We start from the raw sequence: 25,030 nt of genomic DNA, 5'->3' as shown, positions 1-25,030 counted from the left end.
TAGGCATGAAATCAAGACATGTCCTAACGGACATTAAACAGAGATTGAACTGAAGAGTTTGATCCTGGCTCAGATTGAACGCTGGCGGCATGCTTTACACATGCAAGTCGAACGGCAGCGCGGGGGCAACCCTGGCGGCGAGTGGCGAACGGGTGAGTAATATATCGGAACGTACCCAAGAGTGGGGGATAACGTAGCGAAAGTTACGCTAATACCGCATACGATCCAAGGATGAAAGCAGGGGACCGCAAGGCCTTGTGCTCCTGGAGCGGCCGATATCTGATTAGCTAGTTGGTAGGGTAAAGGCCTACCAAGGCATCGATCAGTAGCTGGTCTGAGAGGACGACCAGCCACACTGGAACTGAGACACGGTCCAGACTCCTACGGGAGGCAGCAGTGGGGAATTTTGGACAATGGGCGCAAGCCTGATCCAGCAATGCCGCGTGAGTGAAGAAGGCCTTCGGGTTGTAAAGCTCTTTTGTCAGGGAAGAAACGGGTGGGGCTAATATCCCCATCTAATGACGGTACCTGAAGAATAAGCACCGGCTAACTACGTGCCAGCAGCCGCGGTAATACGTAGGGTGCAAGCGTTAATCGGAATTACTGGGCGTAAAGCGTGCGCAGGCGGTTTTGTAAGTCTGTCGTGAAATCCCCGGGCTCAACCTGGGAATGGCGATGGAGACTGCAAGGCTAGAATCTGGCAGAGGGGGGTAGAATTCCACGTGTAGCAGTGAAATGCGTAGAGATGTGGAGGAACACCGATGGCGAAGGCAGCCCCCTGGGTCAAGATTGACGCTCATGCACGAAAGCGTGGGGAGCAAACAGGATTAGATACCCTGGTAGTCCACGCCCTAAACGATGTCTACTAGTTGTCGGGTTTTAATTAACTTGGTAACGCAGCTAACGCGTGAAGTAGACCGCCTGGGGAGTACGGTCGCAAGATTAAAACTCAAAGGAATTGACGGGGACCCGCACAAGCGGTGGATGATGTGGATTAATTCGATGCAACGCGAAAAACCTTACCTACCCTTGACATGTACGGAAGCCACGAGAGATCGAGGCGTGCTCGAAAGAGAGCCGTAACACAGGTGCTGCATGGCTGTCGTCAGCTCGTGTCGTGAGATGTTGGGTTAAGTCCCGCAACGAGCGCAACCCTTGTCATTAGTTGCTACGAAAGGGCACTCTAATGAGACTGCCGGTGACAAACCGGAGGAAGGTGGGGATGACGTCAAGTCCTCATGGCCCTTATGGGTAGGGCTTCACACGTCATACAATGGTACATACAGAGCGCCGCCAACCCGCGAGGGGGAGCTAATCGCAGAAAGTGTATCGTAGTCCGGATTGTAGTCTGCAACTCGACTGCATGAAGTTGGAATCGCTAGTAATCGCGGATCAGCATGTCGCGGTGAATACGTTCCCGGGTCTTGTACACACCGCCCGTCACACCATGGGAGCGGGTTTTACCAGAAGTAGGTAGCTTAACCGCAAGGAGGGCGCTTACCACGGTAGGATTCGTGACTGGGGTGAAGTCGTAACAAGGTAGCCGTATCGGAAGGTGCGGCTGGATCACCTCCTTTCTAGAGTATGGCGACACGCCAAGCGCTCACACTTATCGATTGTTCCGTTCTTTAAAAATTCAGAAGAAGTAAAGATTTATTATTTTTCGTTCGATCGCAAGATCGGACGTTGGGTAGTGATTGCAATATCAACAAACGCAACAACGTAGTACTTCTTGCTTTATAACGGTTCTTTGTTAGTCGCAAGGGATCAATGTTATAGGGACAAGTGAATAAGTGCACATGGTGGATGCCTTGGCGATTACAGGCGATGAAGGACGTAGAAGTCTGCGATAAGTCTCGGGGAGCTGACAATCAAGCTTTGATCCGAGAATTTCCGAATGGGGAAACCCGGCCTTTTAGGTCATTGCATGCTGAATACATAGGCATGCAAAGCGAACGCGGCGAACTGAAACATCTAAGTAGCTGCAGGAAAATAAATCAACCGAGATTCCCAAAGTAGTGGCGAGCGAAATGGGAACAGCCTGTATGTGATAGTCGGACCGATAGTGGAATGCCCTGGAAATGGCAGCGATAGTGGGTGATAGCCCCGTACACGAAATCGGACCGGTGGTACTAAGCATACGACAAGTAGGGCGGGACACGAGAAATCCTGTCTGAATATGGGGGGACCATCCTCCAAGGCTAAATACTCGTAATCGACCGATAGTGAACCAGTACCGTGAGGGAAAGGCGAAAAGAACCCCGGGAGGGGAGTGAAATAGATCCTGAAACCGTGTGCATACAAACAGTAGGAGCGGACTTGTTCCGTGACTGCGTACCTTTTGTATAATGGGTCAGCGACTTACATTCAGTGGCAAGGTTAACCAGATTGGGGAGCCGTAGAGAAATCGAGTCCGAACAGGGCGCTAGTCGCTGGGTGTAGACCCGAAACCAAGTGATCTACCCATGGCCAGGTTGAAGGTGCGGTAACACGCACTGGAGGACCGAACCCACTAATGTTGAAAAATTAGGGGATGAGCTGTGGGTAGGGGTGAAAGGCTAAACAAACTTGGAAATAGCTGGTTCTCTCCGAAAACTATTTAGGTAGTGCCTCAAGTATCACCATCGGGGGTAGAGCACTGTTATGGCTAGGGGGTCATCGCGACTTACCAAACCATTGCAAACTCCGAATACCGATGAGTGCGAGCTTGGGAGACAGACGTCGGGTGCTAACGTCCGGCGTCAAGAGGGAAACAACCCAGACCGCCAGCTAAGGTCCCAAAGATTGGCTAAGTGGAAAACGAAGTGGGAAGGCTAAAACAGTCAGGATGTTGGCTTAGAAGCAGCCATCATTTAAAGAAAGCGTAATAGCTCACTGATCGAGTCGTCCTGCGCGGAAGATGTAACGGGGCTAAGCCAGTCACCGAAGCTGCGGATATGTGCTTGCACATATGGTAGGAGAGCGTTCTGTAAGCCTGCGAAGGTGTCTTGTAAAGGATGCTGGAGGTATCAGAAGTGCGAATGCTGACATGAGTAGCGATAATGGGGGTGAAAAGCCCCCACGCCGTAAGCCCAAGGTTTCCTGTTCAACGTTCATCGGAGCAGGGTGAGTCGGCCCCTAAGGCGAGGCAGAGATGCGTAGCTGATGGGAAGCAGGTTAATATTCCTGCACCGTCGTATGATGCGATGGGGGGACGGATCGCGGAAGGTTGTCTGACTGTTGGAATAGTCAGTTTCTGCTTCATAGAAGGCACTTAGGCAAATCCGGGTGCGTAATTCAAGGGAGCGGGACGAGCGCACTAGTGCGTGAAGCAATCGGAAGTGGTTCCAAGAAAAGCCTCTAAGCTTCAGTCATACGAGACCGTACCGCAAACCGACACAGGTGGGCGAGATGAGTATTCTAAGGCGCTTGAGAGAACTCGGGAGAAGGAACTCGGCAAATTGGTACCGTAACTTCGGGAAAAGGTACGCCCCGGTAGCTTGGTCACTTTACTGTGATAGGGCGAAAGGGTTGCAATAAACTGGTGGCTGCGACTGTTTAATAAAAACACAGCACTCTGCAAACACGAAAGTGGACGTATAGGGTGTGACGCCTGCCCGGTGCTGGAAGATTAAATGATGGGGTGCAAGCTCTTGATTGAAGTCCCAGTAAACGGCGGCCGTAACTATAACGGTCCTAAGGTAGCGAAATTCCTTGTCGGGTAAGTTCCGACCTGCACGAATGGCGTAACGATGGCCACACTGTCTCCTCCCGAGACTCAGCGAAGTTGAAGTGTTTGTGATGATGCAATCTACCCGCGGCTAGACGGAAAGACCCCATGAACCTTTACTGTAGCTTTGCATTGGACTTTGAACCAATCTGTGTAGGATAGGTGGGAGGCTTTGAAGCGGTGACGCCAGTCATCGTGGAGCCAACCTTGAAATACCACCCTGGTTTGTTTGAGGTTCTAACCTTGGTCCGTAATCCGGATCGGGGACAGTGCATGGTAGGCAGTTTGACTGGGGCGGTCTCCTCCTAAAGTGTAACGGAGGAGTTCGAAGGTACGCTAATTACGGTCGGACATCGTGATGATAGTGCAATGGCATAAGCGTGCTTAACTGCGAGACCGACAAGTCGAGCAGGTACGAAAGTAGGACATAGTGATCCGGTGGTTCTGTATGGAAGGGCCATCGCTCAACGGATAAAAGGTACTCTGGGGATAACAGGCTGATTCCTCCCAAGAGTTCATATCGACGGGGGAGTTTGGCACCTCGATGTCGGCTCATCACATCCTGGGGCTGTAGCCGGTCCCAAGGGTATGGCTGTTCGCCATTTAAAGTGGTACGTGAGCTGGGTTTAAAACGTCGTGAGACAGTTTGGTCCCTATCTGCCGTGGGCGTTGGAAATTTGAAGGGGGCTGCTCCTAGTACGAGAGGACCGGAGTGGACGAACCTCTGGTGTACCGGTTGTCACGCCAGTGGCATTGCCGGGTAGCTAAGTTCGGAAGAGATAACCGCTGAAAGCATCTAAGCGGGAAACTTGCCTTGAGATGAGATTTCCCGGAGCTTTAAGCTCCTTGAAGGGTCGTTCGAGACCAGGACGTTGATAGGCTGGGTGTGGAAGTGCAGTAATGCATTAAGCTAACCAGTACTAATTGCCCGTAAGGCTTGTCCCTATAACATTGATGGTTGTAGGCGAGAAGTGCGCATGTTGTGAGTAGTTGATACGCAATCGCTACAATAATAAATCTGCCTTGTCGTTCCCGTGCAAACGGGAACCCATGCTGAGTATGGATTCCCGCATCCGCGGGAATGACAGGGGACTTCTTCCGAATTTTAAAGCGCAGTTGCCCAACCGGGAACTGTTGCTTGTACAAGTCAAAGCTTGATGACCATAGCAAATCGGTCCCACCCCTTCCCATCCCGAACAGGACCGTGAAACGATTTTGCGCCGATGATAGTGCTGCAACCAGTGTGAAAGTAGGTTATCGTCAAGCTAGTTATAAGAAGAACCCCGTTCAGTGATCTGAACGGGGTTTTTTGCGTTCATGCTCAAAAAAACAACTGTTATCCTTTTATTATCTGATATTATTTTTGCAATATCAATAAACAAGGGAGTGGGCATGATGACGCAAGCGCTTTGGGTTCTGGCTGCATCGGCGCTGACGGCAGGCGCGCTTGCCGCGCCGGTCAGCAGTGAAGTGACGCGTACCAGTTACGGCGTGGTGCATGTGAAGGCTGCCGATTTCCGCAGCCTGGGTTACGGCCTGGCGCATGCCTATGCAGAAGACAATATCTGCATGCTGGCCGATACGCTGCTGACCGTGCGCGGCGAACGTTCCCGCTATTTCGGACCGGACGCAAAAGCCACCAAGCCCAAGAACGGCGAGTACGGTGCGGCCCTTGAGTACGTGAACCTGCGCAACGAGGACAGCGACTTTTTCTTCAAGGGCTACCTCGACATCGAGCAGCTGCGCGCCGGTTATGCGGCCAGCACCCAGGAGGTGCGTGACGTACTGGCCGGCTACGTCGCCGGCTATAACCGCTACTTGCGCGACAGCGTCAGCCGTCTGCCCGCCGCTTGCCGCGGCGCCGCCTGGGTGAAGCCGATGAGCGTCGATGATCTGTACTTGCTGATCGCCGAGAAAGCCCTGCATGCGACGGGTGAAGTATTTGCCGACGCGATCGTCGCGGCCGCGCGCGATTCTTCGGCTACCGTAGCGCTGGCGAAATCGGTTCCGCTGGCGAGCCGCAAGCTTCCTATGGGTATGCCGGCCGGTTTGGGGAGCAACGGCCTGGCGATCGGCAAAGAGGCGAGTGCCAACGGCCGTGGCATCCTGCTGGGCAATCCGCACTATCCGTGGACGAGCGCCGACCGTTTCTATCAAATCCATCTGACCGTGCCTGGGAAATACGACGCCATGGGCGCCAGCCTGGGCGGCATGCCCGCCGTGGTAATCGGCTTTAATCAAAATCTGGCCTGGACCCATACCGTGACCAAGGCCATACACTTCACCACCTTCGCGCTGGCCCTAGATCCATCCGACCCAAGTGGCACCACTTATTTCTATGACGGCGAAGCGCTCAAGATGAGTTCACGTACCGTCGCGGTGGAGAGCCTGCAGGTGGACGGCACGCTGACGACCAGGCAGAAGACCTTTTACTTCAGCAGGCAGGGCGCTGTCATCGTGATGCCGGGTGTGGAATGGACTGCGTCCAGCGCGATCGTGCTGGCTGATGCCAACCGCAACAATACGCGCCTGGTTGAGCAGTGGCTGGCGATGGGCAAGGCTAACAGCGTCGGCGCACTGAAAGAGAGTATGAATGCGCTCGCCGGATTGCCGTGGGTGAATACCGTCGCGGCCGACCGTGACGGCAATACGCTTTATATGGACGGCAGCGCCGTGCCGAATATGGGCACGGACAAATTCGCGTCGGACTGCCTGGTCGTGCCGGAACTGTTTGGCTTTGATGGCACGCGCAGCGCATGCGCGTGGGGCAAGGACGAGGGCACGCCGGACGGCGTTTTCGGCGGCGCAAATATGCCGATGCTGGAACGCCAGGACTATGTGGGCAATTCGAACGATAGCTATTGGCTCAGCAATGTACGCCATCTGCTAAGCGGCCCGGCGCCTTATGGTTATTCGCCGCTGTACGGTTCGACCGATGTCGAGCAGACGCTGCGCACCCGTATCGGTTTCAAGCAGCTGGAAGCGGCTTTGGCGGAGCAGCGGCACTTGGACGCCGACGACGTGCAGCGCCTGATGTTTGCCAACCGCGTGCATGCTGCGGAACTGATCCTGCCCGAACTGGTCCCGGCCTGCCTGGCCTCCAACGACCGCGGCTTGTTGCTGGCCTGCTCGGTGCTGATGACCTGGGATCGCAAGGCCGACCTGGACAGCCGGGGCGCCGTATTGTTCCGCGAGTTCTGGAATGCGGCGGCGGGGATTCCCGGCAAATGGAAGGTGCCGTTCGATGCAGCCGATCCTGTGAATACGCCGCGCGGCTTGGCGCCGGCCGCCAAACCTGCGATGCTGCAGGCCTTGCGCGCGGCGGTCGATAAACTGAACGCACAGGGCGTGCCGCTGTATGGCCGTCTGGGCGATTACCAGACAGAGACCCGCAACGGTAAGCGCTACCAGCTGCACGGCGCGATCGGCGACATAGACGGTTCCTACAATTCCATCAATATGGCCAGCGATCTGACGCCGACGGGTTACCGGGATGTGGCTTGGGGAACGAGCTATTTGCAAGTGGTTGGCTTCGACCGGGTAGGGCCGGTGGCTAAAGGTCTGCTGGTATACGGCCAGTCCGTGGATCCGAAGTCGGCGCATTACGCTGATCAGTTGCCGCTGTACTCGCGCAAGACACTGGCGAGGCTGCCATTCACCGACGATCAGATCCGTTCCGATCCGGCGTACCAACGCAAAGTACTGAGTGAAAATTAAGGCTTGCGCAGGCGGCGCGGGCACGGCTATAATTCGCACCCCGCGCTGCTGAACACACGCAGCGCAGGACAGAAAGAAAAGTAGGGGTTGACGGCAGTAACGAAAAGCCCCATAATCTTCCTTCTTCGCGGCTGACAAACAAAACGCTTTGTCAAATGCCGCAGATCTTTAAAAATTAACAGTTGATAAGTGTGGGCGTTTGGTGATGGAGCCCGCGGCGCAAGCCGCGACTCAAATTATTTAAACGCTCAACAAAAGAAATAAACGTGACCTTCGAAAGAAGGAATCGTCAGTTATTTTGAAGAGCGACCACGATAGCAATATCGTAAAACAGAGATTGAACTGAAGAGTTTGATCCTGGCTCAGATTGAACGCTGGCGGCATGCTTTACACATGCAAGTCGAACGGCAGCGCGGGGGCAACCCTGGCGGCGAGTGGCGAACGGGTGAGTAATATATCGGAACGTACCCAAGAGTGGGGGATAACGTAGCGAAAGTTACGCTAATACCGCATACGATCTACGGATGAAAGCAGGGGACCGCAAGGCCTTGTGCTCCTGGAGCGGCCGATATCTGATTAGCTAGTTGGTAGGGTAAAGGCCTACCAAGGCATCGATCAGTAGCTGGTCTGAGAGGACGACCAGCCACACTGGAACTGAGACACGGTCCAGACTCCTACGGGAGGCAGCAGTGGGGAATTTTGGACAATGGGCGCAAGCCTGATCCAGCAATGCCGCGTGAGTGAAGAAGGCCTTCGGGTTGTAAAGCTCTTTTGTCAGGGAAGAAACGGGTGGGGCTAATATCCCCATCTAATGACGGTACCTGAAGAATAAGCACCGGCTAACTACGTGCCAGCAGCCGCGGTAATACGTAGGGTGCAAGCGTTAATCGGAATTACTGGGCGTAAAGCGTGCGCAGGCGGTTTTGTAAGTCTGTCGTGAAATCCCCGGGCTCAACCTGGGAATGGCGATGGAGACTGCAAGGCTAGAATCTGGCAGAGGGGGGTAGAATTCCACGTGTAGCAGTGAAATGCGTAGAGATGTGGAGGAACACCGATGGCGAAGGCAGCCCCCTGGGTCAAGATTGACGCTCATGCACGAAAGCGTGGGGAGCAAACAGGATTAGATACCCTGGTAGTCCACGCCCTAAACGATGTCTACTAGTTGTCGGGTTTTAATTAACTTGGTAACGCAGCTAACGCGTGAAGTAGACCGCCTGGGGAGTACGGTCGCAAGATTAAAACTCAAAGGAATTGACGGGGACCCGCACAAGCGGTGGATGATGTGGATTAATTCGATGCAACGCGAAAAACCTTACCTACCCTTGACATGTACGGAAGCCACGAGAGATCGAGGCGTGCTCGAAAGAGAGCCGTAACACAGGTGCTGCATGGCTGTCGTCAGCTCGTGTCGTGAGATGTTGGGTTAAGTCCCGCAACGAGCGCAACCCTTGTCATTAGTTGCTACGAAAGGGCACTCTAATGAGACTGCCGGTGACAAACCGGAGGAAGGTGGGGATGACGTCAAGTCCTCATGGCCCTTATGGGTAGGGCTTCACACGTCATACAATGGTACATACAGAGCGCCGCCAACCCGCGAGGGGGAGCTAATCGCAGAAAGTGTATCGTAGTCCGGATTGTAGTCTGCAACTCGACTGCATGAAGTTGGAATCGCTAGTAATCGCGGATCAGCATGTCGCGGTGAATACGTTCCCGGGTCTTGTACACACCGCCCGTCACACCATGGGAGCGGGTTTTACCAGAAGTAGGTAGCTTAACCGCAAGGAGGGCGCTTACCACGGTAGGATTCGTGACTGGGGTGAAGTCGTAACAAGGTAGCCGTATCGGAAGGTGCGGCTGGATCACCTCCTTTCTAGAGTATGGCAACACGCCAAGCGCTCACACTTATCAACTGTTGAAGATTAAAGAACAGCATTGGGGCTGTAGCTCAGCTGGTTAGAGCACCGTGTTGATAACGCGGGGGTCGTTGGTTCGAGTCCAACCAGCCCTACCAGTCTCATTGGTAGCACCATGGGGGATTAGCTCAGCTGGGAGAGCACCTGCTTTGCAAGCAGGGGGTCGTCGGTTCGATCCCGTCATCCTCCACCATTACTGTTCAAATGTAAGCGACGCCATCTTGGCGCCACGTTTAGGTTTGAGTAGTACCGTTCTTTAAAAATTTGGAAGAAGTAAAGATTTATTATTTTTCGTTCGATCGCAAGGTCGAACGTTGGGTAGTGATTGCAATATCAACAAACGCAACAACGTAGTACTTCTTGCTTTATAACGGTTCTTTGTTAGTCGCAAGGGATCAATGTTATAGGGACAAGTGAATAAGTGCACATGGTGGATGCCTTGGCGATTACAGGCGATGAAGGACGTAGAAGTCTGCGATAAGTCTCGGGGAGCTGACAATCAAGCTTTGATCCGAGAATTTCCGAATGGGGAAACCCGGCCTTTTAGGTCATTGCATGCTGAATACATAGGCATGCAAAGCGAACGCGGCGAACTGAAACATCTAAGTAGCTGCAGGAAAATAAATCAACCGAGATTCCCAAAGTAGTGGCGAGCGAAATGGGAAGAGCCTGCACGTTTTAGCATGACGCATAGTGGAACGCCCTGGAAATGGCGGCCATAGAGGGTGATAGCCCCTTACACGAAATGCGATGTGTGGAACTAGGCGTGCGACAAGTAGGGCGGGACACGAGAAATCCTGTCTGAATATGGGGGGACCATCCTCCAAGGCTAAATACTCGTAATCGACCGATAGTGAACCAGTACCGTGAGGGAAAGGCGAAAAGAACCCCGGGAGGGGAGTGAAATAGATCCTGAAACCGTGTGCATACAAACAGTAGGAGCGGACTTGTTCCGTGACTGCGTACCTTTTGTATAATGGGTCAGCGACTTACATTCAGTGGCAAGGTTAACCAGATTGGGGAGCCGTAGAGAAATCGAGTCCGAACAGGGCGCTAGTCGCTGGGTGTAGACCCGAAACCAAGTGATCTACCCATGGCCAGGTTGAAGGTGCGGTAACACGCACTGGAGGACCGAACCCACTAATGTTGAAAAATTAGGGGATGAGCTGTGGGTAGGGGTGAAAGGCTAAACAAACTTGGAAATAGCTGGTTCTCTCCGAAAACTATTTAGGTAGTGCCTCAAGTATCACCATCGGGGGTAGAGCACTGTTATGGCTAGGGGGTCATCGCGACTTACCAAACCATTGCAAACTCCGAATACCGATGAGTGCGAGCTTGGGAGACAGACGTCGGGTGCTAACGTCCGGCGTCAAGAGGGAAACAACCCAGACCGCCAGCTAAGGTCCCAAAGATTGGCTAAGTGGAAAACGAAGTGGGAAGGCTAAAACAGTCAGGATGTTGGCTTAGAAGCAGCCATCATTTAAAGAAAGCGTAATAGCTCACTGATCGAGTCGTCCTGCGCGGAAGATGTAACGGGGCTAAGCCAGTCACCGAAGCTGCGGATATGTGCTTGCACATATGGTAGGAGAGCGTTCTGTAAGCCTGCGAAGGTGTCTTGTAAAGGATGCTGGAGGTATCAGAAGTGCGAATGCTGACATGAGTAGCGATAATGGGGGTGAAAAGCCCCCACGCCGTAAGCCCAAGGTTTCCTGTTCAACGTTCATCGGAGCAGGGTGAGTCGGCCCCTAAGGCGAGGCAGAGATGCGTAGCTGATGGGAAGCAGGTTAATATTCCTGCACCGTCGTATGATGCGATGGGGGGACGGATCGCGGAAGGTTGTCTGACTGTTGGAATAGTCAGTTTCTGCTTCATAGAAGGCACTTAGGCAAATCCGGGTGCGTAATTCAAGGGAGCGGGACGAGCGCACTAGTGCGTGAAGCAATCGGAAGTGGTTCCAAGAAAAGCCTCTAAGCTTCAGTCATACGAGACCGTACCGCAAACCGACACAGGTGGGCGAGATGAGTATTCTAAGGCGCTTGAGAGAACTCGGGAGAAGGAACTCGGCAAATTGGTACCGTAACTTCGGGAAAAGGTACGCCCCGGTAGCTTGGTCACTTTACTGTGATAGGGCGAAAGGGTTGCAATAAACTGGTGGCTGCGACTGTTTAATAAAAACACAGCACTCTGCAAACACGAAAGTGGACGTATAGGGTGTGACGCCTGCCCGGTGCTGGAAGATTAAATGATGGGGTGCAAGCTCTTGATTGAAGTCCCAGTAAACGGCGGCCGTAACTATAACGGTCCTAAGGTAGCGAAATTCCTTGTCGGGTAAGTTCCGACCTGCACGAATGGCGTAACGATGGCCACACTGTCTCCTCCCGAGACTCAGCGAAGTTGAAGTGTTTGTGATGATGCAATCTACCCGCGGCTAGACGGAAAGACCCCATGAACCTTTACTGTAGCTTTGCATTGGACTTTGAACCAATCTGTGTAGGATAGGTGGGAGGCTTTGAAGCGGTGACGCCAGTCATCGTGGAGCCAACCTTGAAATACCACCCTGGTTTGTTTGAGGTTCTAACCTTGGTCCGTAATCCGGATCGGGGACAGTGCATGGTAGGCAGTTTGACTGGGGCGGTCTCCTCCTAAAGTGTAACGGAGGAGTTCGAAGGTACGCTAATTACGGTCGGACATCGTGATGATAGTGCAATGGCATAAGCGTGCTTAACTGCGAGACCGACAAGTCGAGCAGGTACGAAAGTAGGACATAGTGATCCGGTGGTTCTGTATGGAAGGGCCATCGCTCAACGGATAAAAGGTACTCTGGGGATAACAGGCTGATTCCTCCCAAGAGTTCATATCGACGGGGGAGTTTGGCACCTCGATGTCGGCTCATCACATCCTGGGGCTGTAGCCGGTCCCAAGGGTATGGCTGTTCGCCATTTAAAGTGGTACGTGAGCTGGGTTTAAAACGTCGTGAGACAGTTTGGTCCCTATCTGCCGTGGGCGTTGGAAATTTGAAGGGGGCTGCTCCTAGTACGAGAGGACCGGAGTGGACGAACCTCTGGTGTACCGGTTGTCACGCCAGTGGCATTGCCGGGTAGCTAAGTTCGGAAGAGATAACCGCTGAAAGCATCTAAGCGGGAAACTTGCCTTGAGATGAGATTTCCCGGAGCTTTAAGCTCCTTGAAGGGTCGTTCGAGACCAGGACGTTGATAGGCTGGGTGTGGAAGTGCAGTAATGCATTAAGCTAACCAGTACTAATTGCCCGTAAGGCTTGTCCCTATAACATTGATGGTTGTAGGCGAGAAGTGCGCATGTTGTGAGTAGTTGATACGCAATCGCTACAATAATAAATCTGCCTTGTCGTTCCCGTGCAAACGGGAACCCATGCTGAGTATGGATTCCCGCATCCGCGGGAATGACAGGGGACTTCTTCCGAATTTTAAAGCGCAGTTGCCCAACCGGGAACTGTTGCTTGTACAAGTCAAAGCTTGATGACCATAGCAAATCGGTCCCACCCCTTCCCATCCCGAACAGGACCGTGAAACGATTTTGCGCCGATGATAGTGCTGCAACCAGTGTGAAAGTAGGTTATCGTCAAGCTAGTTACAAGAGAAACCCCCTCCGGTGATCCGGTGGGGGTTTTTTGCGTTTGCAGTTATTTCGCGATCAGCACCAGCGTGCCGCGTCCGCACACGCCGTAAGACGTGTTTTCACCGCCGACCACGTCTTCGCTGCCCGGCGTGCGCACCTGGCCGGCGCCTTCGGCCCAACCGCAGGTATCCGTCACGCGATACCAGATCTTGCCCGCGCCCGGCCATGGCAGCACGAAGTTGACCTGTGCACTCCACGCGTTGTACGCCACATAGATGGCCGAGGCCGTGTCGCCGAGCTCGCTGCCGTCGATGCGCCAGCCGATGGCGTGGTTGGCCGCGTCGTTGAAGTAGCTCGCGTCCGCCACTTGCCCGTTGGGCTTGAACCAGCGCAATTGCTCCATCACGTTGCCGTTGTTGTCGACACTGGAGTAGAAGTTGGCGGGGCGCAGGGCCGGATGGGCTTTGCGGAAGGCGATCATGCCTTTGCTGAAGTTCTGGAAATTGCTCTGGTCCGCGGTCCAGCTCCAGCCCTGCCAGTTCGCGCTCGAGTCCAGGTTGTATGGGTTGTTGTTGCAGTTGATGCTGCGCAGCGCCTCGTCGCCGCCCACCATCATCGGCACGCCGCCCGACACCATCATCAGCGCCAGGCCGTTGCGCGCCGCTTTGCGTTGGTCGGCCGCGATGCCGCCCTGGTCCCAGCTGTTGTTATTGTCCTCGCCGCCGTCGCTGACGCCGTATGGCCAGGCCTGCGTGTTGTTCTTGCTGTTGCAGCTGTAGAGGTCTTTCAGCGTAAAGCCGTCGTGCGCGGTGATGAAGTTGACCGAGTTCCACGGTTTGCGGCCGTCGTCTGCGTACAGGTCGCTGGAGCCGGCGAAACGGGTGGCCATGGCGCCGGTGGTGACGGTGACCGAGCCGAGTTTGTTCTGGCTTTCGCGCACCAGGTCGCGGTACAGGCCGTTCCACTCGGACCAGCCGGCCGGGAAGCCGCCCACCTGGTAGGAGTTGCCGCCGATGGCCCAGGGTTCGGCAATCAGGTCGACCCCGCTGCCGCCGGCGGCCGGGCGCGGCGGCAGTTCGGCCACGATGCGGTTCAGGGCGTTCGCGCTGTCGGTCTTCAGGAAGTTGTAGCAGCCGTGTTCGCAGGTATTGCCCAGCACCGAAGCCAGGTCGAAACGGTAGCCGTCCACGCCCAGGGTGTCGCGCCAGTAGGCCAGCGAGTCGATGATCAGGTCTTGCGCGACCGGGTTGCGGGTGTTGTAGTTGCCGCCCACGCCGGTGTTGTCCCAGGACGATTGCATGTCGCTGGTCAGCGAGTAATAGGTGGGGTTGTCCAGGCCGCGCATGCTCTGCAGGTTGTAGGTGGTCGGATCGCCGGAGGACCAGGCGCCGCCTTCGCCTGTGTGGTTGTAGACCACGTCGATCAGCACTTTGATGCCTTGGTCGTGGAAGGCTTTCACCATTTCCTTGAATTCCCGGGTGGGGCCGCCCGGCGTTTTGTCGGCGGCGTAGCGGCGGTCCGGCGCGAAGTAGTTCAGCGTCATATAGCCCCAGTAGTTGTCCCCGGTCGTGCTGGCGGCGTCGACGTCGTTGGTGTCGTTCTGGGTTTCCTGCACCGGCAGGAATTCGACGGCGGTGACGCCCAGACCGGCCAGGTAGGCTGCCTTCAGGCCAGCCCCTTTATAGGTGCCGCGATAGGTTGCGGCGATGCTGGTGTCGTTGCTGGTCAGGCCGCGCACATGGGCTTCATAGACGATGTCGTCCTTTAATGCCCGGGTCGGCTTGGTGCCGGTCGATTGGGTGTCGCCCGCCAGCACCATACCCTTGGGCGCGGCCGCGCCGTTGTCGATGTTGCGGTACAGGGCGCCGCTCGCGTAAATGGTGCCGTCGGTCATGGCAGGTGTGGTCGGGTCGTGGCTCAGTTCGCGTGCGTACGGGTCGCTCAGCAGCTTGTTCGGGTTGAAGCGGTTGCCGGCCGTGTCCACGTCACTGATGAAGCCGCTCGCCGAACCCTTGGTCCAGGCCGCGTTGTACGGCCAGTTCGGGCCCCAGGCGCGGTAACCGTAGTACACGGTGCCGCTGATGCCGTAGCCGGCCAGCGCTGCCGCCGTCACGTTTGCGCTCCAGATGTTGCCGGTGCCCTTGGTCAGTACCAGGCGTGCTTTTTCCTGGGTGCCGCTGGCAGTGCTGTAGAGAAATAGTTCGATGCGGGTGGCGCGGCTGGAATACAGGCGGAAGTTGACGCTGGTCTTGCCCGCGTCATAGGCCGCGCCCAACTGGCTGGCGTTGATGGCGGCGTGGGCGGTGGCCGGCAGGGCGGCGGTGATGGCGGTAGCCAGGGAGGAAAGGGCGAGCGCTGCCATGGCGGCACTTGTGGTGCGGCGTATTTTCATAAGGTCTCCGGTTGTTTTTGTATGTACTTAAACTACGGTGCGGCTGTGAAAATCTACGCTGCTATCCTTGCTTCGTCAACGACTGTGCAAAAGTCTGTTGTAGTTTCATTACACACGGGGTGGAAGTTAGAATACGCGCATGCGCCTCCTCATCATTGAAGACAATCCCGACATTGTCGCCAACCTGTACGAATTCTTCGAACCGAAGGGCTATGTGCTGGATTCGGCCTCGAATGGTTATACCGGCCTGGGCCTGGCCGCCCAGCACCAGTACGACGCCGTGGTGCTGGACCTCATGCTGCCCGGCCTGAACGGGCTGGAGCTGTGCCAGAAGCTGCGTAATGTACTGAACCTGGCCACCCCGGTGCTGATGCTGACGGCACGCGATACGCTGGCCGACAAGGTCAGCGGCTTTGATGCCGGCGCCGACGACTACTTGGTGAAACCGTTCTCGCTGGTGGAACTGGACATCCGGCTCAAGGCGCTGGTGCGGCGCGCGCGCGGCAGCAGCACCGCGTCGACCGTGTTGCGCGTGGGCGAACTCAGTTTCGACACCAGCACCTACACCGCCACCCGCGCGGGCAAACCGGTTGTGCTGACCAAGACCGGCTATGTGCTGCTGCGCTGCCTGATGCGGGAAGCGCCGCGCCTGGTCCCGCGCGACATGCTGGAGCAGGAAGTGTGGGGCGACGACCGGCCTGACAGCGACGCGCTGCGCACCCATCTGCACGCGCTGCGGCAGGCCCTGGACAAACCCTTTCCCTTCGCCATGCTGCGCACCGTGCCCGGCATCGGCTACAAACTGCTGAGCCACGATGACGCCCATTGACTCGCTGAGGCGGCGCATCGTCACCGCCTACACCTGGTACGCCTTCGGCTTCGTGCTGTTTTTCGCGGTGATCGCCGCCTTTGCCGTCGAGGGCATCGAGGAGCATCTGGTCGACAACCGCATGCGCGAGGTGGCGGCCTGGGCGGCGCCGCGCCAGGCTGCCAACCTGCCGGTCGAAATGCCGGCCGGCCTGAGCTTTCACCGCAATCAGGACATCCCGCTGTCGCTGCGCAACCTGCCGCCAGGTGTGCAGGAGAAAACCGTCGACGGTATCGGCCTGCACGTGCTGGCCGGGCACGACGACTTCGGCGACTATGTTGCGGTCGACCATGAAAGCGACTACGAGAAAGTGGAGCTGGCGGTGTACTCGATGTTCGCGGTCGCCTTCGTCGGTTTCCTGCTGTTCTCCTATGTGCTGGCCAGCTATATGGCACGGCGGCTGGTGACCCCCATCACTGAGCTGGCCGCCGCCGTCAATGCCGACCAGCCATCCCTGCCGCTGCAGGAGCGCAGGGACGAGTTGGGCGTGCTGGCGCGCGCCTTTGCCGCCCACACCGCGCAGCTGCGCGAAGTGCTGGAGCGTGAGCGTTTCTTCACCGGCGACGTCAGCCACGAGCTGCGCAGCCCGCTCACCGTCGTCATGGGTGCGGCCGAGGTGCTGATGGCGCAGGGCGAAGCCAGTCCCGGCTATCCGGCGGCGGCGCGCATCTACCGCGCGGCGCAGGAAGCGGCCGACTGCGTGACGGTGCTGCTGCTGCTGGCGCGGGCGCCCCAATTGAGCGATTTGCCCGAAGTCGACATCGGTCAGCTGTGCCTGGCCGAAACCGAACGCTACCAGCACATGGTGGCGGGCAAGCCGGTGCGACTGTCCTTCGACGGCGGCCTGAGCTTCGCCGTGCGTGCACCGCGCGAACTGTGCCTGGCCGCGATCGGCAACCTGGTACGCAACGCGTGCCAGTATACCGGCAGCGGCGAAGTCACCGTGCGGCTGGCGGGGCGCACCGTGCTGGTCGAGGACAGCGGGCCCGGCTTGCCGCCCGCCGTGCGCGCCGCGCTGGAAGGGCAGGGCGGGGCGTCCGCCGCAAACGGCTTGCCTGGCGCCGGCGGTTCCGCCGGAACCGGCCTCGGCCTGGCGCTGGTGCGGCGCATCTGCGGCTATCTGGGCGCCAGCCTGGCGCTGCGCGAGCGCCCCGGTGGCGGCAGCATTTTTGTCATCGGCTTCCCTTCGATTTAACGCTTTCTTCACGCCGGGTTGACGCCGGCTTGGCGACTGGTAGTCTATAGTGGCGTATGTCAGCTATGCAACATAATTGGATTTTCAGTGACCGTCAAATTTGCCCCGCGCCTTAGCGCCCCCCTCTTCACGCTGGCAGCCTCGGCCTTCTTGGTCCTGGCCTACAACTACAGTTTCTGGCAGCGCTTCCTGTTTGCGACCGGCGGTTTCAGCCTGGGCAACTTGCCGCTGCTGGGCGCCACTTTTGTGTTGCTGGTGCTGGTTTTTAACGCCTGCCTGAGCCTGGTGAACTACCGGCACCTGATCAAGCCGGTCGTCATTGTGCTGCTGGTGGCCACGTCGGCCGCAGCCTACTTCATGAATCAGTACGGCACGCAGATCGACAAGGCGATGATACAGAACGTGGTGGAAACGGATGCGCGCGAAGCCGGTGAACTGCTGAGCTTGAAATTGGTGCTGACCGTCGCGCTGCTGGGCGTGCTGCCGGCGCTGCTGGTGGCGCGCACCACGCTGACGTTCGCGCCGCGCCGCCGCCACCTGCTGACCAATGCCGGCGTGGTGGTCGGCTCGCTGCTGCTGGCCGCCGCCATCCTGCTGTTGTTTTTCAAGAGCTACGCGCCGGCGCTGCGCGAGCACCGCGAACTGCGTTTCCTGCTCACGCCGACCAACTACATCCAGGCCACCAACAGCTACCTGAAACAGAAGTGGACCAAGCCCCAAGTGGTGGCGCCGCTGGGACGCGACGCCCTCAAGGGCGTGACCTGGGCCGGCCACCCGCAGCGCACGGTCACCTTGCTGGTGGTGGGCGAGACCGCCCGCGCCATGAACTTTTCGCTCAACAAATACGAGCGCAACACCAATCCCCGCCTGGCGCAGCAAGCCGGGCTGATCAATTTCAGCAACGTGTCTTCCTGCGGCACCGCCACCGCCGTTTCGGTGCCCTGCGTGTTCTCCGCGCTGGGCCGCGAGAACTACTCGGACGGCAAGGCGCAGGGGCAGGAGGGCTTGCTCGACGTGCTCAAGCACGCCGGCTTCGACGTGCTGTGGCGCGACAATAATTCCGGCTGCAAGGGCGTGTGCGCCCGTGTTGAATACGAAGACTGGTCGGAGCCGGTGGCCAACGACCCGCTGTGCAACAGCGAGGAATGCTATGACGAGAAGTTGCTTGAGCGGCTGCCCGAACTGATCCGCGCGGCCAAAAACGACCTGGTGATCGTGCTGCACCAGAAAGGCAGCCACGGCCCGGCCTACTGGAAGCGCTACCCCAAGCAATTCCGGCAGTTCGGCCCCGTGTGCGAGACCAACGAGCTGGAAAAATGCTCGCAAGCGGCCATCACGGCGGCCTACGACAACACCATCCTGTACACCGATTACTTCCTCGACAAGGTGATCAAGCTGCTGCGGCAGAGCAGCGACGAGGACGGCGTCGATACCGCCATGCTGTATTTCTCCGACCATGGCGAATCGCTGGGCGAGAAGAATATGTATCTGCACGGAGCGCCCTACATCATCTCGCCGCCCGAGCAGCGCCGGGTGCCCTTCATGCTGTGGTTCTCGGACCGCTACGCCGAGCGCTTCAAGATCGACCGCCGCTGCGTGGCCGCGAGCGCCAGCCAGCCGTTCTCGCACGACAATGTATTCCATTCGGTGCTGGGCATGCTGGACGTGAGCACGGCGGTCTACAACCCCAAGCTGGACATTTTCAACGCCTGCACCCATGGATGAGGAACTCCTGGGCCGGCCGGCGCTGCGGCGCGCGGCCTGGATGCTGGCGCTCTCGGCCGCGATCATCGTGCTGCTGGGCATGGGCACGGTGGATCTGCTGCTGGCCGACTGGATGTTCGATTTCCACATCCACGAATTCCCCTGGCAGCACGCCTGGCTGACCGAGCACTTCAGCCACGGCACGCTGAAGACCGTGCTGACCCTGCTGGCCACGCTGCCGGTGGCGGCCTGCGCCTGGGATAGCTTGCCGGACCGGCTGCGGCACGGCCGCGCACTGCCGGCCTGGTGGCGTTTGCGGCTGCGCCTGCTGTCGCTGTGCGTGCTGCTGGTGCCTGCGATCACTTCGCTGCTCAAGCGCGCCAGCGTGTCGCACTGCCCGTGGGAGCTGGAGCGCTACGGCGGCTACCAGCCTTACTACCGTCTGCTCGAGCACGTGCCGGGCTGGGTCGAGGCCGGGCACTGCCTGCCGGGCGGCCACGCCTCCAGCGCCCTGTGGCTGGTGGGGCTGGCCGTGTTCTGGCTGCCGCACGACCCGCGCAAGGCGGCCGACGTGGGGCTGGCGGCGCTGGCCTTCGGCGCTGTCGTGGGCTGGATGCAACAGATGCGCGGTGCCCATTTCCTGACGCACACGCTGTGGACCATGTGGATAGCGTGCGCCGTGCTGACCGCGCTGCTGGCCGCGCATACCCGCTTCCGGGCCGCCCGCCGCAGCCCCGCCATGACGGCCGCATAAGTACGTGCAAGGCGGGGAGTTGGGTTGTATTATTCATCATTGCATCTTTTTTACGGGATGCGCTGGTGTTTGTACTCTCAACTAAAAGGTGTTTTCATGTCAGCTGAAGCAAAAAAATATCGCCTGGTGACCCGTAGCGACTTTGACGGCCTGGTGTGCGCGGTACTCCTGAAGCACCTGGACATGATCGACGATATCCTGTTTGTCCACCCGAAGGACATGCAAGACGGCAAGATTGCAATCAGTGATAAGGACATCACGACCAATCTGCCCTTCGTGGCCGGCGTGCATCTGGCGTTCGACCACCACTTGTCCGAAACCATCCGCAACACGGGCGAGCGCAAGAACCATATCATCCATCCGGAGGCGCCGTCGGCCGCGCGCGTGGTGTACGACTATTACGGCGGCCTGAAGGCCTTCCCGGCCTCGTGGGACGACATGATGGCGGCGGTGGACAAGGGCGATTCGGCCCAGTTCAACCGCGAAGAAGTGCTCAATCCGCAGGGCTGGGACTTGCTCAACTTCCTGATGGACGCGCGCACCGGCCTGGGCCGCTTCCGCGAGTTCCGCATCTCGAACTACAACCTGATGATGGACCTGATCGACTACTGCAAGAACCATGACATTAACCAGATCATGGAGCTGCCGGACGTCAGGGAGCGCAAGGAACTGTATTTCGAGCACAGCGAGAAGTGCAAGGAGCAGATCAAGCGCTGCGCGACCATCCACCAGAACCTGGTGGTGCTGGACTTGCGCAACGAAGAAACCATCTTCGCCGGCAACCGCTTCATCATCTACGCGATGTTCCCGGAAACGAATATCTCCATCCACGTGCTGTGGGGCTTGAAGAACCAGAACACCGTGTTCGCCACCGGCAAGTCGATCCTGAACCGGACGTCGAAGACCAATATCGGCGCGCTGATGCTGGAATACGGCGGCGGCGGGCATGAGAACGCCGGTACCTGCCAGGTGGACAATGAACGGGCCGACGATGTGCTGGGCGCGCTGATCGCCCGCATCACGCACGAAGGCTAAGAAAGGCGCCGACGGGCGCCTTGTCCGATAATGGGGCCAGGGTTAATTAAATTAATTAACCCTGGCCCTTTTTTTCTATTCTTTTTCCGGCAGGGCGACCTGGTTGTCGGTGCTGAACTGGTAGTCCTTGAACACGTGCTCGGCGGTGAGCAGCTGGTACTCGCCGTTTTCCTTCACATGCGTGGTGTCCTTCAGGCGGTAGGTGTAGTGGCCGCAGGTCCAGCAGTTGAAATTGCGCATGTGGGTGCACAAGCAGGTCTTGTCCATCACCGAAATGCCCTTGTCGCTGCCGCCGTTGGCGACCACTTCGCGGTTGTAGGCGTTGATGTAGGAGCAGTTGCCGGTGGCGTCGAGCAGGTAGCCGTAGGATTCGCAGCCGGGACGGATGCCGGCGCCGATGGCCGGCGTGTTCTTCAGCATGCGCATCGGATAGCCGGTCGGCGAGACGCCGTTGACGATGATGTCCTCTTCGCCGGCCTTGTAGTATTCCTGCTTGACCTTGTCCGGCAGGCCGCATTCCTTGGTCACCGTGAAGCGCGTGGCCACTTGCACGCCAGCCGCGCCGGCTTCCAGGAAGGACACCGCGTCGCTGCCGGTGAACACGCCGCCGGCGGCAATCACCGGGACGTCCAGGTTTTCGTTCTTCAGGTAGGCCAGCACCTCGGCGACGATGGTGTGCAGGTCGTAGTCTTTCCAGTCTTCCATGCCGAAGCCGAGGTGGCCGCCGGCCAGCGGACCTTCGACGATGACGTAGTCCGGTGCGCGGTTCAGCTTGGCGTTCTTGCGCAGGAAAATCTGCAGCGCGCGCACCGACGAGACGATGATGCCCAGCTTGGCTTCACGGAAGCGCGGGTGGTCAGCCATCAGCGCGAAGGAGCCGAAGTGCAGGCCGGCCGACAGCGTGATGCCGTCGATGCCCGCGTCCAGTGCCGCGTTCAGCCGGGTGCGCAGGGTTTCCTTCGGACCGTTCATGGTCAGCTTTTCCATGCAGTTCACGAAGATCAGGCCGGGGCCTTTTTTCGCGGCCATGGTGCTGCCGATGTGGCGGCGCTGGGCGTCGGCCAGGCGCTCGAGGTCGAACTGCACCACGGCCTTGTCCATGTTGAAGATGTTGTACTTGTAGAGCTTGGTCTTGTCCTTGACGAAGGTCGTGTCGAACTTGCGGTCCGACACGTCTTCCACCATCGCGTCCGAAATGTGGCCGATGCCGCCCAGCCGGGCCGCCTCCAGCGCCAGCTCGGAGGTGGAAATGTCCACTCCCATGCCGCCTATCATGATGGGCACATATTCCTTGTCGCCAAAACGCAGGCGGAAGTCGTCTACTCGTTTCATTGCTGTCCTTACGTGGCGCCGCCGGGCCGGCCGGCCCGTGGCTGGGTGCGCGGGGCGCACCGGGTCGGTATCGAGATTAATCGCGGAAGTTGTTGAATTCCAGCGGGGTGTCCTGGACTTCCTTGCGCAGCATGGCCATGGCGGCCTGCAGGTCGTCGCGCTTGGCGCCGGTCACGCGCACGGACTCGCCCTGGATGCTCGCTTGCACCTTCATCTTGCTGTCCTTGATGATGCGGGTGATCTTCTTGGCCGCCTCGGTTTCCAGGCCGTTCTTGATCTTGATGACCTGCTTGACCTTGTCGCCGCCGATCTTCTCGATCTTGCCCTCGTCCAGGAAGCGCACGTCCACGCTGCGCTTGCCCAGTTTGTTGATCAGCACGTCTTTAACCTGGGTCAGCTGGAAGTCCGAATCCGCGTAGGCGGTCAGTTCGGCTTCCTTCTGTTCGACATTGGCGCTGCTGCCCTTGAAGTCGAAACGGGTGGTGATTTCCTTTTTGGCCTGATCGACGGCATTGCGCACTTCGATCATATCGGCTTCGGAGACTACATCAAACGACGGCATGTTGCTTTCCTTTAGTTAGTACAAGGGCGCCTATGGTGCAGCGCCGCGTAAAAAGATGTGCCATTTTAACGGACAACGGCCCGAACGCTCGGTCGTTTTTGCCGCGATTTTCCTACTTTCCTACTATAATCGACCAAAATCCTAGCCCAGCCATGCACTCGAACCTGCCCCTGCGTCATCATTTCTCCCTGCGCTCACTCAACACTTTCGGTATCGATGCGTGCGCAGGCACTTATTTGCGCGTGGAATCGACTGCCCAGTTGCGGGCCGCGCTGGCCGATCCGGCGCTGGCCGCGCTGCCGCGCCTGGTACTTGGCGGCGGCAGCAACCTGCTGCTGACCGGCGACTTCCCCGGCCTGGTGCTGCACATCGCGCTGCAGGGCAGGGAGGTGCTGGACGGTGACGCACTGCACCACCACGTGCGTGCGGCGGCCGGCGAGAACTGGCACCAGTTCGTGCAGTGGAGCCTGGCGCAGGGTGTGCCGGGGCTGGAAAACCTGTCGCTGATCCCGGGCACGGTGGGCGCCGCGCCTATCCAAAACATAGGCGCTTATGGCGCCGAAACCAAGGACTTTTTCCACAGTCTGACGGCCTACGACCCGGCCAGCGGCGAGCTGGTCGTGATGGACGCCGCCGCCTGCCGCTTCGCCTACCGCGACAGCGTGTTCAAGCAGGAGGCTGGACGCGGGCTGATCATCATGGACGTGACGTTCGCGCTGCCGCGCGCATGGCGGCCCAATCTGCGCTACGCCGAGTTGGCGCAGGCCGTGGCCGAGCAGGGGATGGCGCAAGCCAGTGCGCAGCAGGTGGCCGACACGGTGATCGCCGTGCGGCGCCGCAAGCTGCCGGACCCGGCCGAGATCGGCAACGCCGGCAGCTTCTTCAAGAATCCGGTGGTGAGCGGCGGGCAGTGCGCGCAGCTGCTGGCGCGCTTCCCGGCGCTGGTGCACCACAAGCAGGCCGACGGCAGTGAAAAGCTGGCGGCCGGCTGGCTGATCGACCAGTGCGGCTGGAAAGGCCGCAGCCTGGGCGCGGCCGGCGTGTACGAAAAGCAGGCGCTGGTGCTGGTGAACCGGGGCGGCGCCACCGGCGCCGACGTGCAGCGCCTGGCGCAGGCGATCCAGGACGACGTCGAGGCGCGTTTCGGCGTGTGGCTGGAGCCGGAGCCGGTGTTCGTGTAGCGGTGTCATTCCGCATCGGCGGGCCGCCGATGCGGAATGATGAAACTCAAGCGCTGCAGACCCGGTTGCGGCCGGATTTCTTGGCTTCGTACAGCGCGCGGTCGGCGCTTTCGATCAGCGCCTCGGCGCTGGAGTGCGGCGAGGGCACCACGCTGGCCACGCCGACCGACATCGTCACCACGCCGTAGGGCGCCGCCTGCGGATTTTCTATCCCCAGCTTTTCCAAGTGCAGCACGCATGCTTCGGCCACCTTGCGCGCCCCTTCCAGCGAGGTGTCCGGCAGCACGATGGCGAACTCCTCGCCGCCGTAGCGCGCCGCCAGGTCGGCCGGGCGCTTCAGGTGCTCGGTCAGCACGGCGGCGGTCTTCTTCAGGCACAAGTCGCCCGTGAGGTGGCCGAAGCTGTCGTTGTAGGCCTTGAAGAAGTCGACGTCGCACAGCAGCAGCGACAGCGGCTGCCGTTCGCGCTGGCCGCGCTGCCATTCGACCCGCATGGCGTCGTCGAAGCGGCGCCGGTTGGCGATGCCGGTCAGGCCGTCCAGCGCGGCCAGTTTTTGCAGTTCGATGTTGGCGTCGGCCAGGTTCTTCTGGCTCTCGCGCAGGAAGCGGAACGCCTGGTCGCGCTGCAAGCGGCTGATGTGGGCGGCCGAGTGGTAGCGCACGCGCGCCAACAGTTCGAGCTTGTCCGGCAGCTTGACGATGTAGTCGTTGGCGCCGACGGCGAAACTGTGCGCCTTGAGCTTGGGGTCTTCCTTGGCCGACAGCACGATCACCGGCACGTTGCGCAGCAGCTCGTCCTCGCGGTAGGCCTGGATCAGCCCGAAGCCGTCGATGCCGGGCATCACCAGGTCCTGCAGGATGACGGTCGGCTGCATTTGCAGCGCGGTCTGCTGCGCCAGCGTGGCGTCGGTCACGTAGTGGAACTCGATGTCGGGCTGGTCGCTCAGCATGCGGCGCACCGCTTCGACGATGATCAACTGGTCGTCGACCAGCAGGACCCGCACCTTGAAGGCGGTGAGGGCCGGTTCCAGCGCGCTGGGAACGGTGAAGCTGTCTGACATTGCACTCTCTATGT

11 protein-coding genes, 2 tRNA genes and 6 rRNA genes are annotated in these 25,030 nt (G+C 58.5%); 15 read left to right on the top strand and 4 right to left on the bottom strand.

What is annotated here, in order from left to right:
* Positions 1 to 46 precede the first annotated feature (46 nt).
* The 9 genes from ACSQ8Y_RS16325 (at position 47) to rrf (ACSQ8Y_RS16285) (ending at position 12,942) form a co-directional block, all read left to right on the top strand.
* Positions 47 to 1,577, top strand: a 16S ribosomal RNA gene (locus ACSQ8Y_RS16325).
* Between the two features lie 202 nt (positions 1,578 to 1,779).
* Positions 1,780 to 4,654: ribosomal RNA gene (locus tag ACSQ8Y_RS16320) — 23S ribosomal RNA — on the top strand.
* 208 nt (positions 4,655 to 4,862) lie between these two features.
* Positions 4,863 to 4,975 (top strand): 5S ribosomal RNA (gene rrf / locus ACSQ8Y_RS16315).
* The 16S, 23S and 5S rRNA genes sit together here, the layout of an rRNA operon.
* A 126-nt stretch (positions 4,976 to 5,101) precedes the next feature.
* Positions 5,102 to 7,426 carry a penicillin acylase family protein gene (locus ACSQ8Y_RS16310; RefSeq protein ID WP_436267488.1) on the top strand — a complete coding sequence of 775 codons (2,325 nt, stop codon included), beginning with the start codon at positions 5,102 to 5,104 and terminating at the stop codon, positions 7,424 to 7,426.
* A gap of 339 nt (positions 7,427 to 7,765) precedes the next feature.
* Positions 7,766 to 9,296, top strand: a 16S ribosomal RNA gene (locus tag ACSQ8Y_RS16305).
* A 64-nt stretch (positions 9,297 to 9,360) separates the two neighbouring features.
* A tRNA-Ile gene (locus ACSQ8Y_RS16300) sits at positions 9,361 to 9,437 on the top strand.
* 19 nt (positions 9,438 to 9,456) lie between these two features.
* Positions 9,457 to 9,532, top strand: a tRNA-Ala gene (locus ACSQ8Y_RS16295).
* A 214-nt stretch (positions 9,533 to 9,746) separates the two neighbouring features.
* Positions 9,747 to 12,621 (top strand): 23S ribosomal RNA (locus ACSQ8Y_RS16290).
* A 208-nt stretch (positions 12,622 to 12,829) separates the two neighbouring features.
* A 5S ribosomal RNA gene (gene rrf / locus ACSQ8Y_RS16285) occupies positions 12,830 to 12,942 on the top strand.
* A gap of 55 nt (positions 12,943 to 12,997) precedes the next feature.
* Here the strand turns inward: rrf (ACSQ8Y_RS16285) and ACSQ8Y_RS16280 are convergent.
* Positions 12,998 to 15,325: a glycogen debranching protein gene (locus ACSQ8Y_RS16280; protein WP_436267487.1), complete on the bottom strand. Its 2,328-nt coding sequence runs from the start codon at positions 15,323 to 15,325 to the stop codon at positions 12,998 to 13,000.
* A gap of 139 nt (positions 15,326 to 15,464) precedes the next feature.
* Between ACSQ8Y_RS16280 and ACSQ8Y_RS16275 the strand changes: the two genes are divergently transcribed.
* The 5 genes from ACSQ8Y_RS16275 (at position 15,465) to ACSQ8Y_RS16255 (ending at position 20,881) form a co-directional block, all read left to right on the top strand.
* A complete protein-coding gene (locus tag ACSQ8Y_RS16275; RefSeq protein WP_436267486.1) occupies positions 15,465 to 16,154 on the top strand; it encodes a response regulator transcription factor in 690 nt (229 codons plus the stop codon).
* Positions 16,141 to 17,388: a sensor histidine kinase gene (locus ACSQ8Y_RS16270; protein WP_436267485.1), complete on the top strand. Its 1,248-nt coding sequence runs from the start codon at positions 16,141 to 16,143 to the stop codon at positions 17,386 to 17,388. The genes ACSQ8Y_RS16275 and ACSQ8Y_RS16270 overlap by 14 nt, the downstream gene beginning before the upstream one ends.
* Positions 17,389 to 17,475: 87 nt before the next feature.
* Positions 17,476 to 19,113, top strand: a complete 1,638-nt coding sequence (locus tag ACSQ8Y_RS16265; RefSeq protein ID WP_436267484.1) for a phosphoethanolamine transferase — start codon at positions 17,476 to 17,478, stop codon at positions 19,111 to 19,113.
* On the top strand, positions 19,106 to 19,846 hold the full coding sequence (locus tag ACSQ8Y_RS16260; protein WP_436267483.1) for a phosphatase PAP2 family protein: 741 nt from the start codon (positions 19,106 to 19,108) through the stop codon (positions 19,844 to 19,846). Before ACSQ8Y_RS16265 ends, ACSQ8Y_RS16260 begins: the two co-directional genes overlap by 8 nt.
* Positions 19,847 to 19,942: 96 nt before the next feature.
* The gene (locus ACSQ8Y_RS16255; protein WP_436267482.1) at positions 19,943 to 20,881 is read left to right on the top strand and encodes an exopolyphosphatase; all 939 of its coding nucleotides are present in this window, start codon (positions 19,943 to 19,945) and stop codon (positions 20,879 to 20,881) included.
* 75 nt (positions 20,882 to 20,956) lie between these two features.
* Here the strand turns inward: ACSQ8Y_RS16255 and ACSQ8Y_RS16250 are convergent, their stop codons facing one another.
* Together ACSQ8Y_RS16250 and ACSQ8Y_RS16245 are read right to left on the bottom strand one after the other, a co-directional pair.
* A complete protein-coding gene (locus ACSQ8Y_RS16250; RefSeq protein WP_436267481.1) occupies positions 20,957 to 22,213 on the bottom strand; it encodes a nitronate monooxygenase in 1,257 nt (418 codons plus the stop codon).
* A 76-nt stretch (positions 22,214 to 22,289) separates the two neighbouring features.
* Positions 22,290 to 22,775, bottom strand: a complete 486-nt coding sequence (locus ACSQ8Y_RS16245) for a YajQ family cyclic di-GMP-binding protein (protein WP_436267480.1) — start codon at positions 22,773 to 22,775, stop codon at positions 22,290 to 22,292.
* A 152-nt stretch (positions 22,776 to 22,927) separates the two neighbouring features.
* Between ACSQ8Y_RS16245 and murB the strand changes: the two genes are divergently transcribed.
* Positions 22,928 to 23,956: a UDP-N-acetylmuramate dehydrogenase gene (gene murB, locus ACSQ8Y_RS16240; RefSeq protein WP_436267479.1), complete on the top strand. Its 1,029-nt coding sequence runs from the start codon at positions 22,928 to 22,930 to the stop codon at positions 23,954 to 23,956.
* Positions 23,957 to 24,002: 46 nt separating this feature from the next.
* Here the strand turns inward: murB and ACSQ8Y_RS16235 are convergent, their stop codons facing one another.
* Positions 24,003 to 25,016: a diguanylate cyclase gene (locus ACSQ8Y_RS16235; RefSeq protein WP_436267478.1), complete on the bottom strand. Its 1,014-nt coding sequence runs from the start codon at positions 25,014 to 25,016 to the stop codon at positions 24,003 to 24,005.
* Between the last annotated feature and the right edge of the window lie 14 nt (positions 25,017 to 25,030).

The organism is Pseudoduganella sp. LjRoot289, from assembly GCF_964252925.1.
Taxonomy (GTDB): Bacteria; Pseudomonadota; Gammaproteobacteria; order Burkholderiales; family Burkholderiaceae_D; genus Rugamonas.
The sequence above is the reverse complement of the archived record's forward strand: the minus strand, read 5'-3'. Positions and strand labels throughout refer to the sequence as shown.

Bases quoted from the DNA above. Each gene is read 5' to 3' on its own strand.
- ACSQ8Y_RS16310 (WP_436267488.1), top strand. From the start codon at position 5,102: ATGATGACGCAAGCGCTTTGGGTTCTGGCTGCATCGGCGCTGACGGCA.
- ACSQ8Y_RS16280 (WP_436267487.1), bottom strand. From the start codon at position 15,325: ATGAAAATACGCCGCACCACAAGTGCCGCCATGGCAGCGCTCGCCCTT.
- ACSQ8Y_RS16275 (WP_436267486.1), top strand. From the start codon at position 15,465: ATGCGCCTCCTCATCATTGAAGACAATCCCGACATTGTCGCCAACCTG.
- ACSQ8Y_RS16270 (WP_436267485.1), top strand. From the start codon at position 16,141: ATGACGCCCATTGACTCGCTGAGGCGGCGCATCGTCACCGCCTACACC.
- ACSQ8Y_RS16260 (WP_436267483.1), top strand. From the start codon at position 19,106: ATGGATGAGGAACTCCTGGGCCGGCCGGCGCTGCGGCGCGCGGCCTGG.
- ACSQ8Y_RS16255 (WP_436267482.1), top strand. From the start codon at position 19,943: ATGTCAGCTGAAGCAAAAAAATATCGCCTGGTGACCCGTAGCGACTTT.
- ACSQ8Y_RS16250 (WP_436267481.1), bottom strand. From the start codon at position 22,213: ATGAAACGAGTAGACGACTTCCGCCTGCGTTTTGGCGACAAGGAATAT.
- ACSQ8Y_RS16245 (WP_436267480.1), bottom strand. From the start codon at position 22,775: ATGCCGTCGTTTGATGTAGTCTCCGAAGCCGATATGATCGAAGTGCGC.
- murB (WP_436267479.1), top strand. From the start codon at position 22,928: ATGCACTCGAACCTGCCCCTGCGTCATCATTTCTCCCTGCGCTCACTC.
- ACSQ8Y_RS16235 (WP_436267478.1), bottom strand. From the start codon at position 25,016: ATGTCAGACAGCTTCACCGTTCCCAGCGCGCTGGAACCGGCCCTCACC.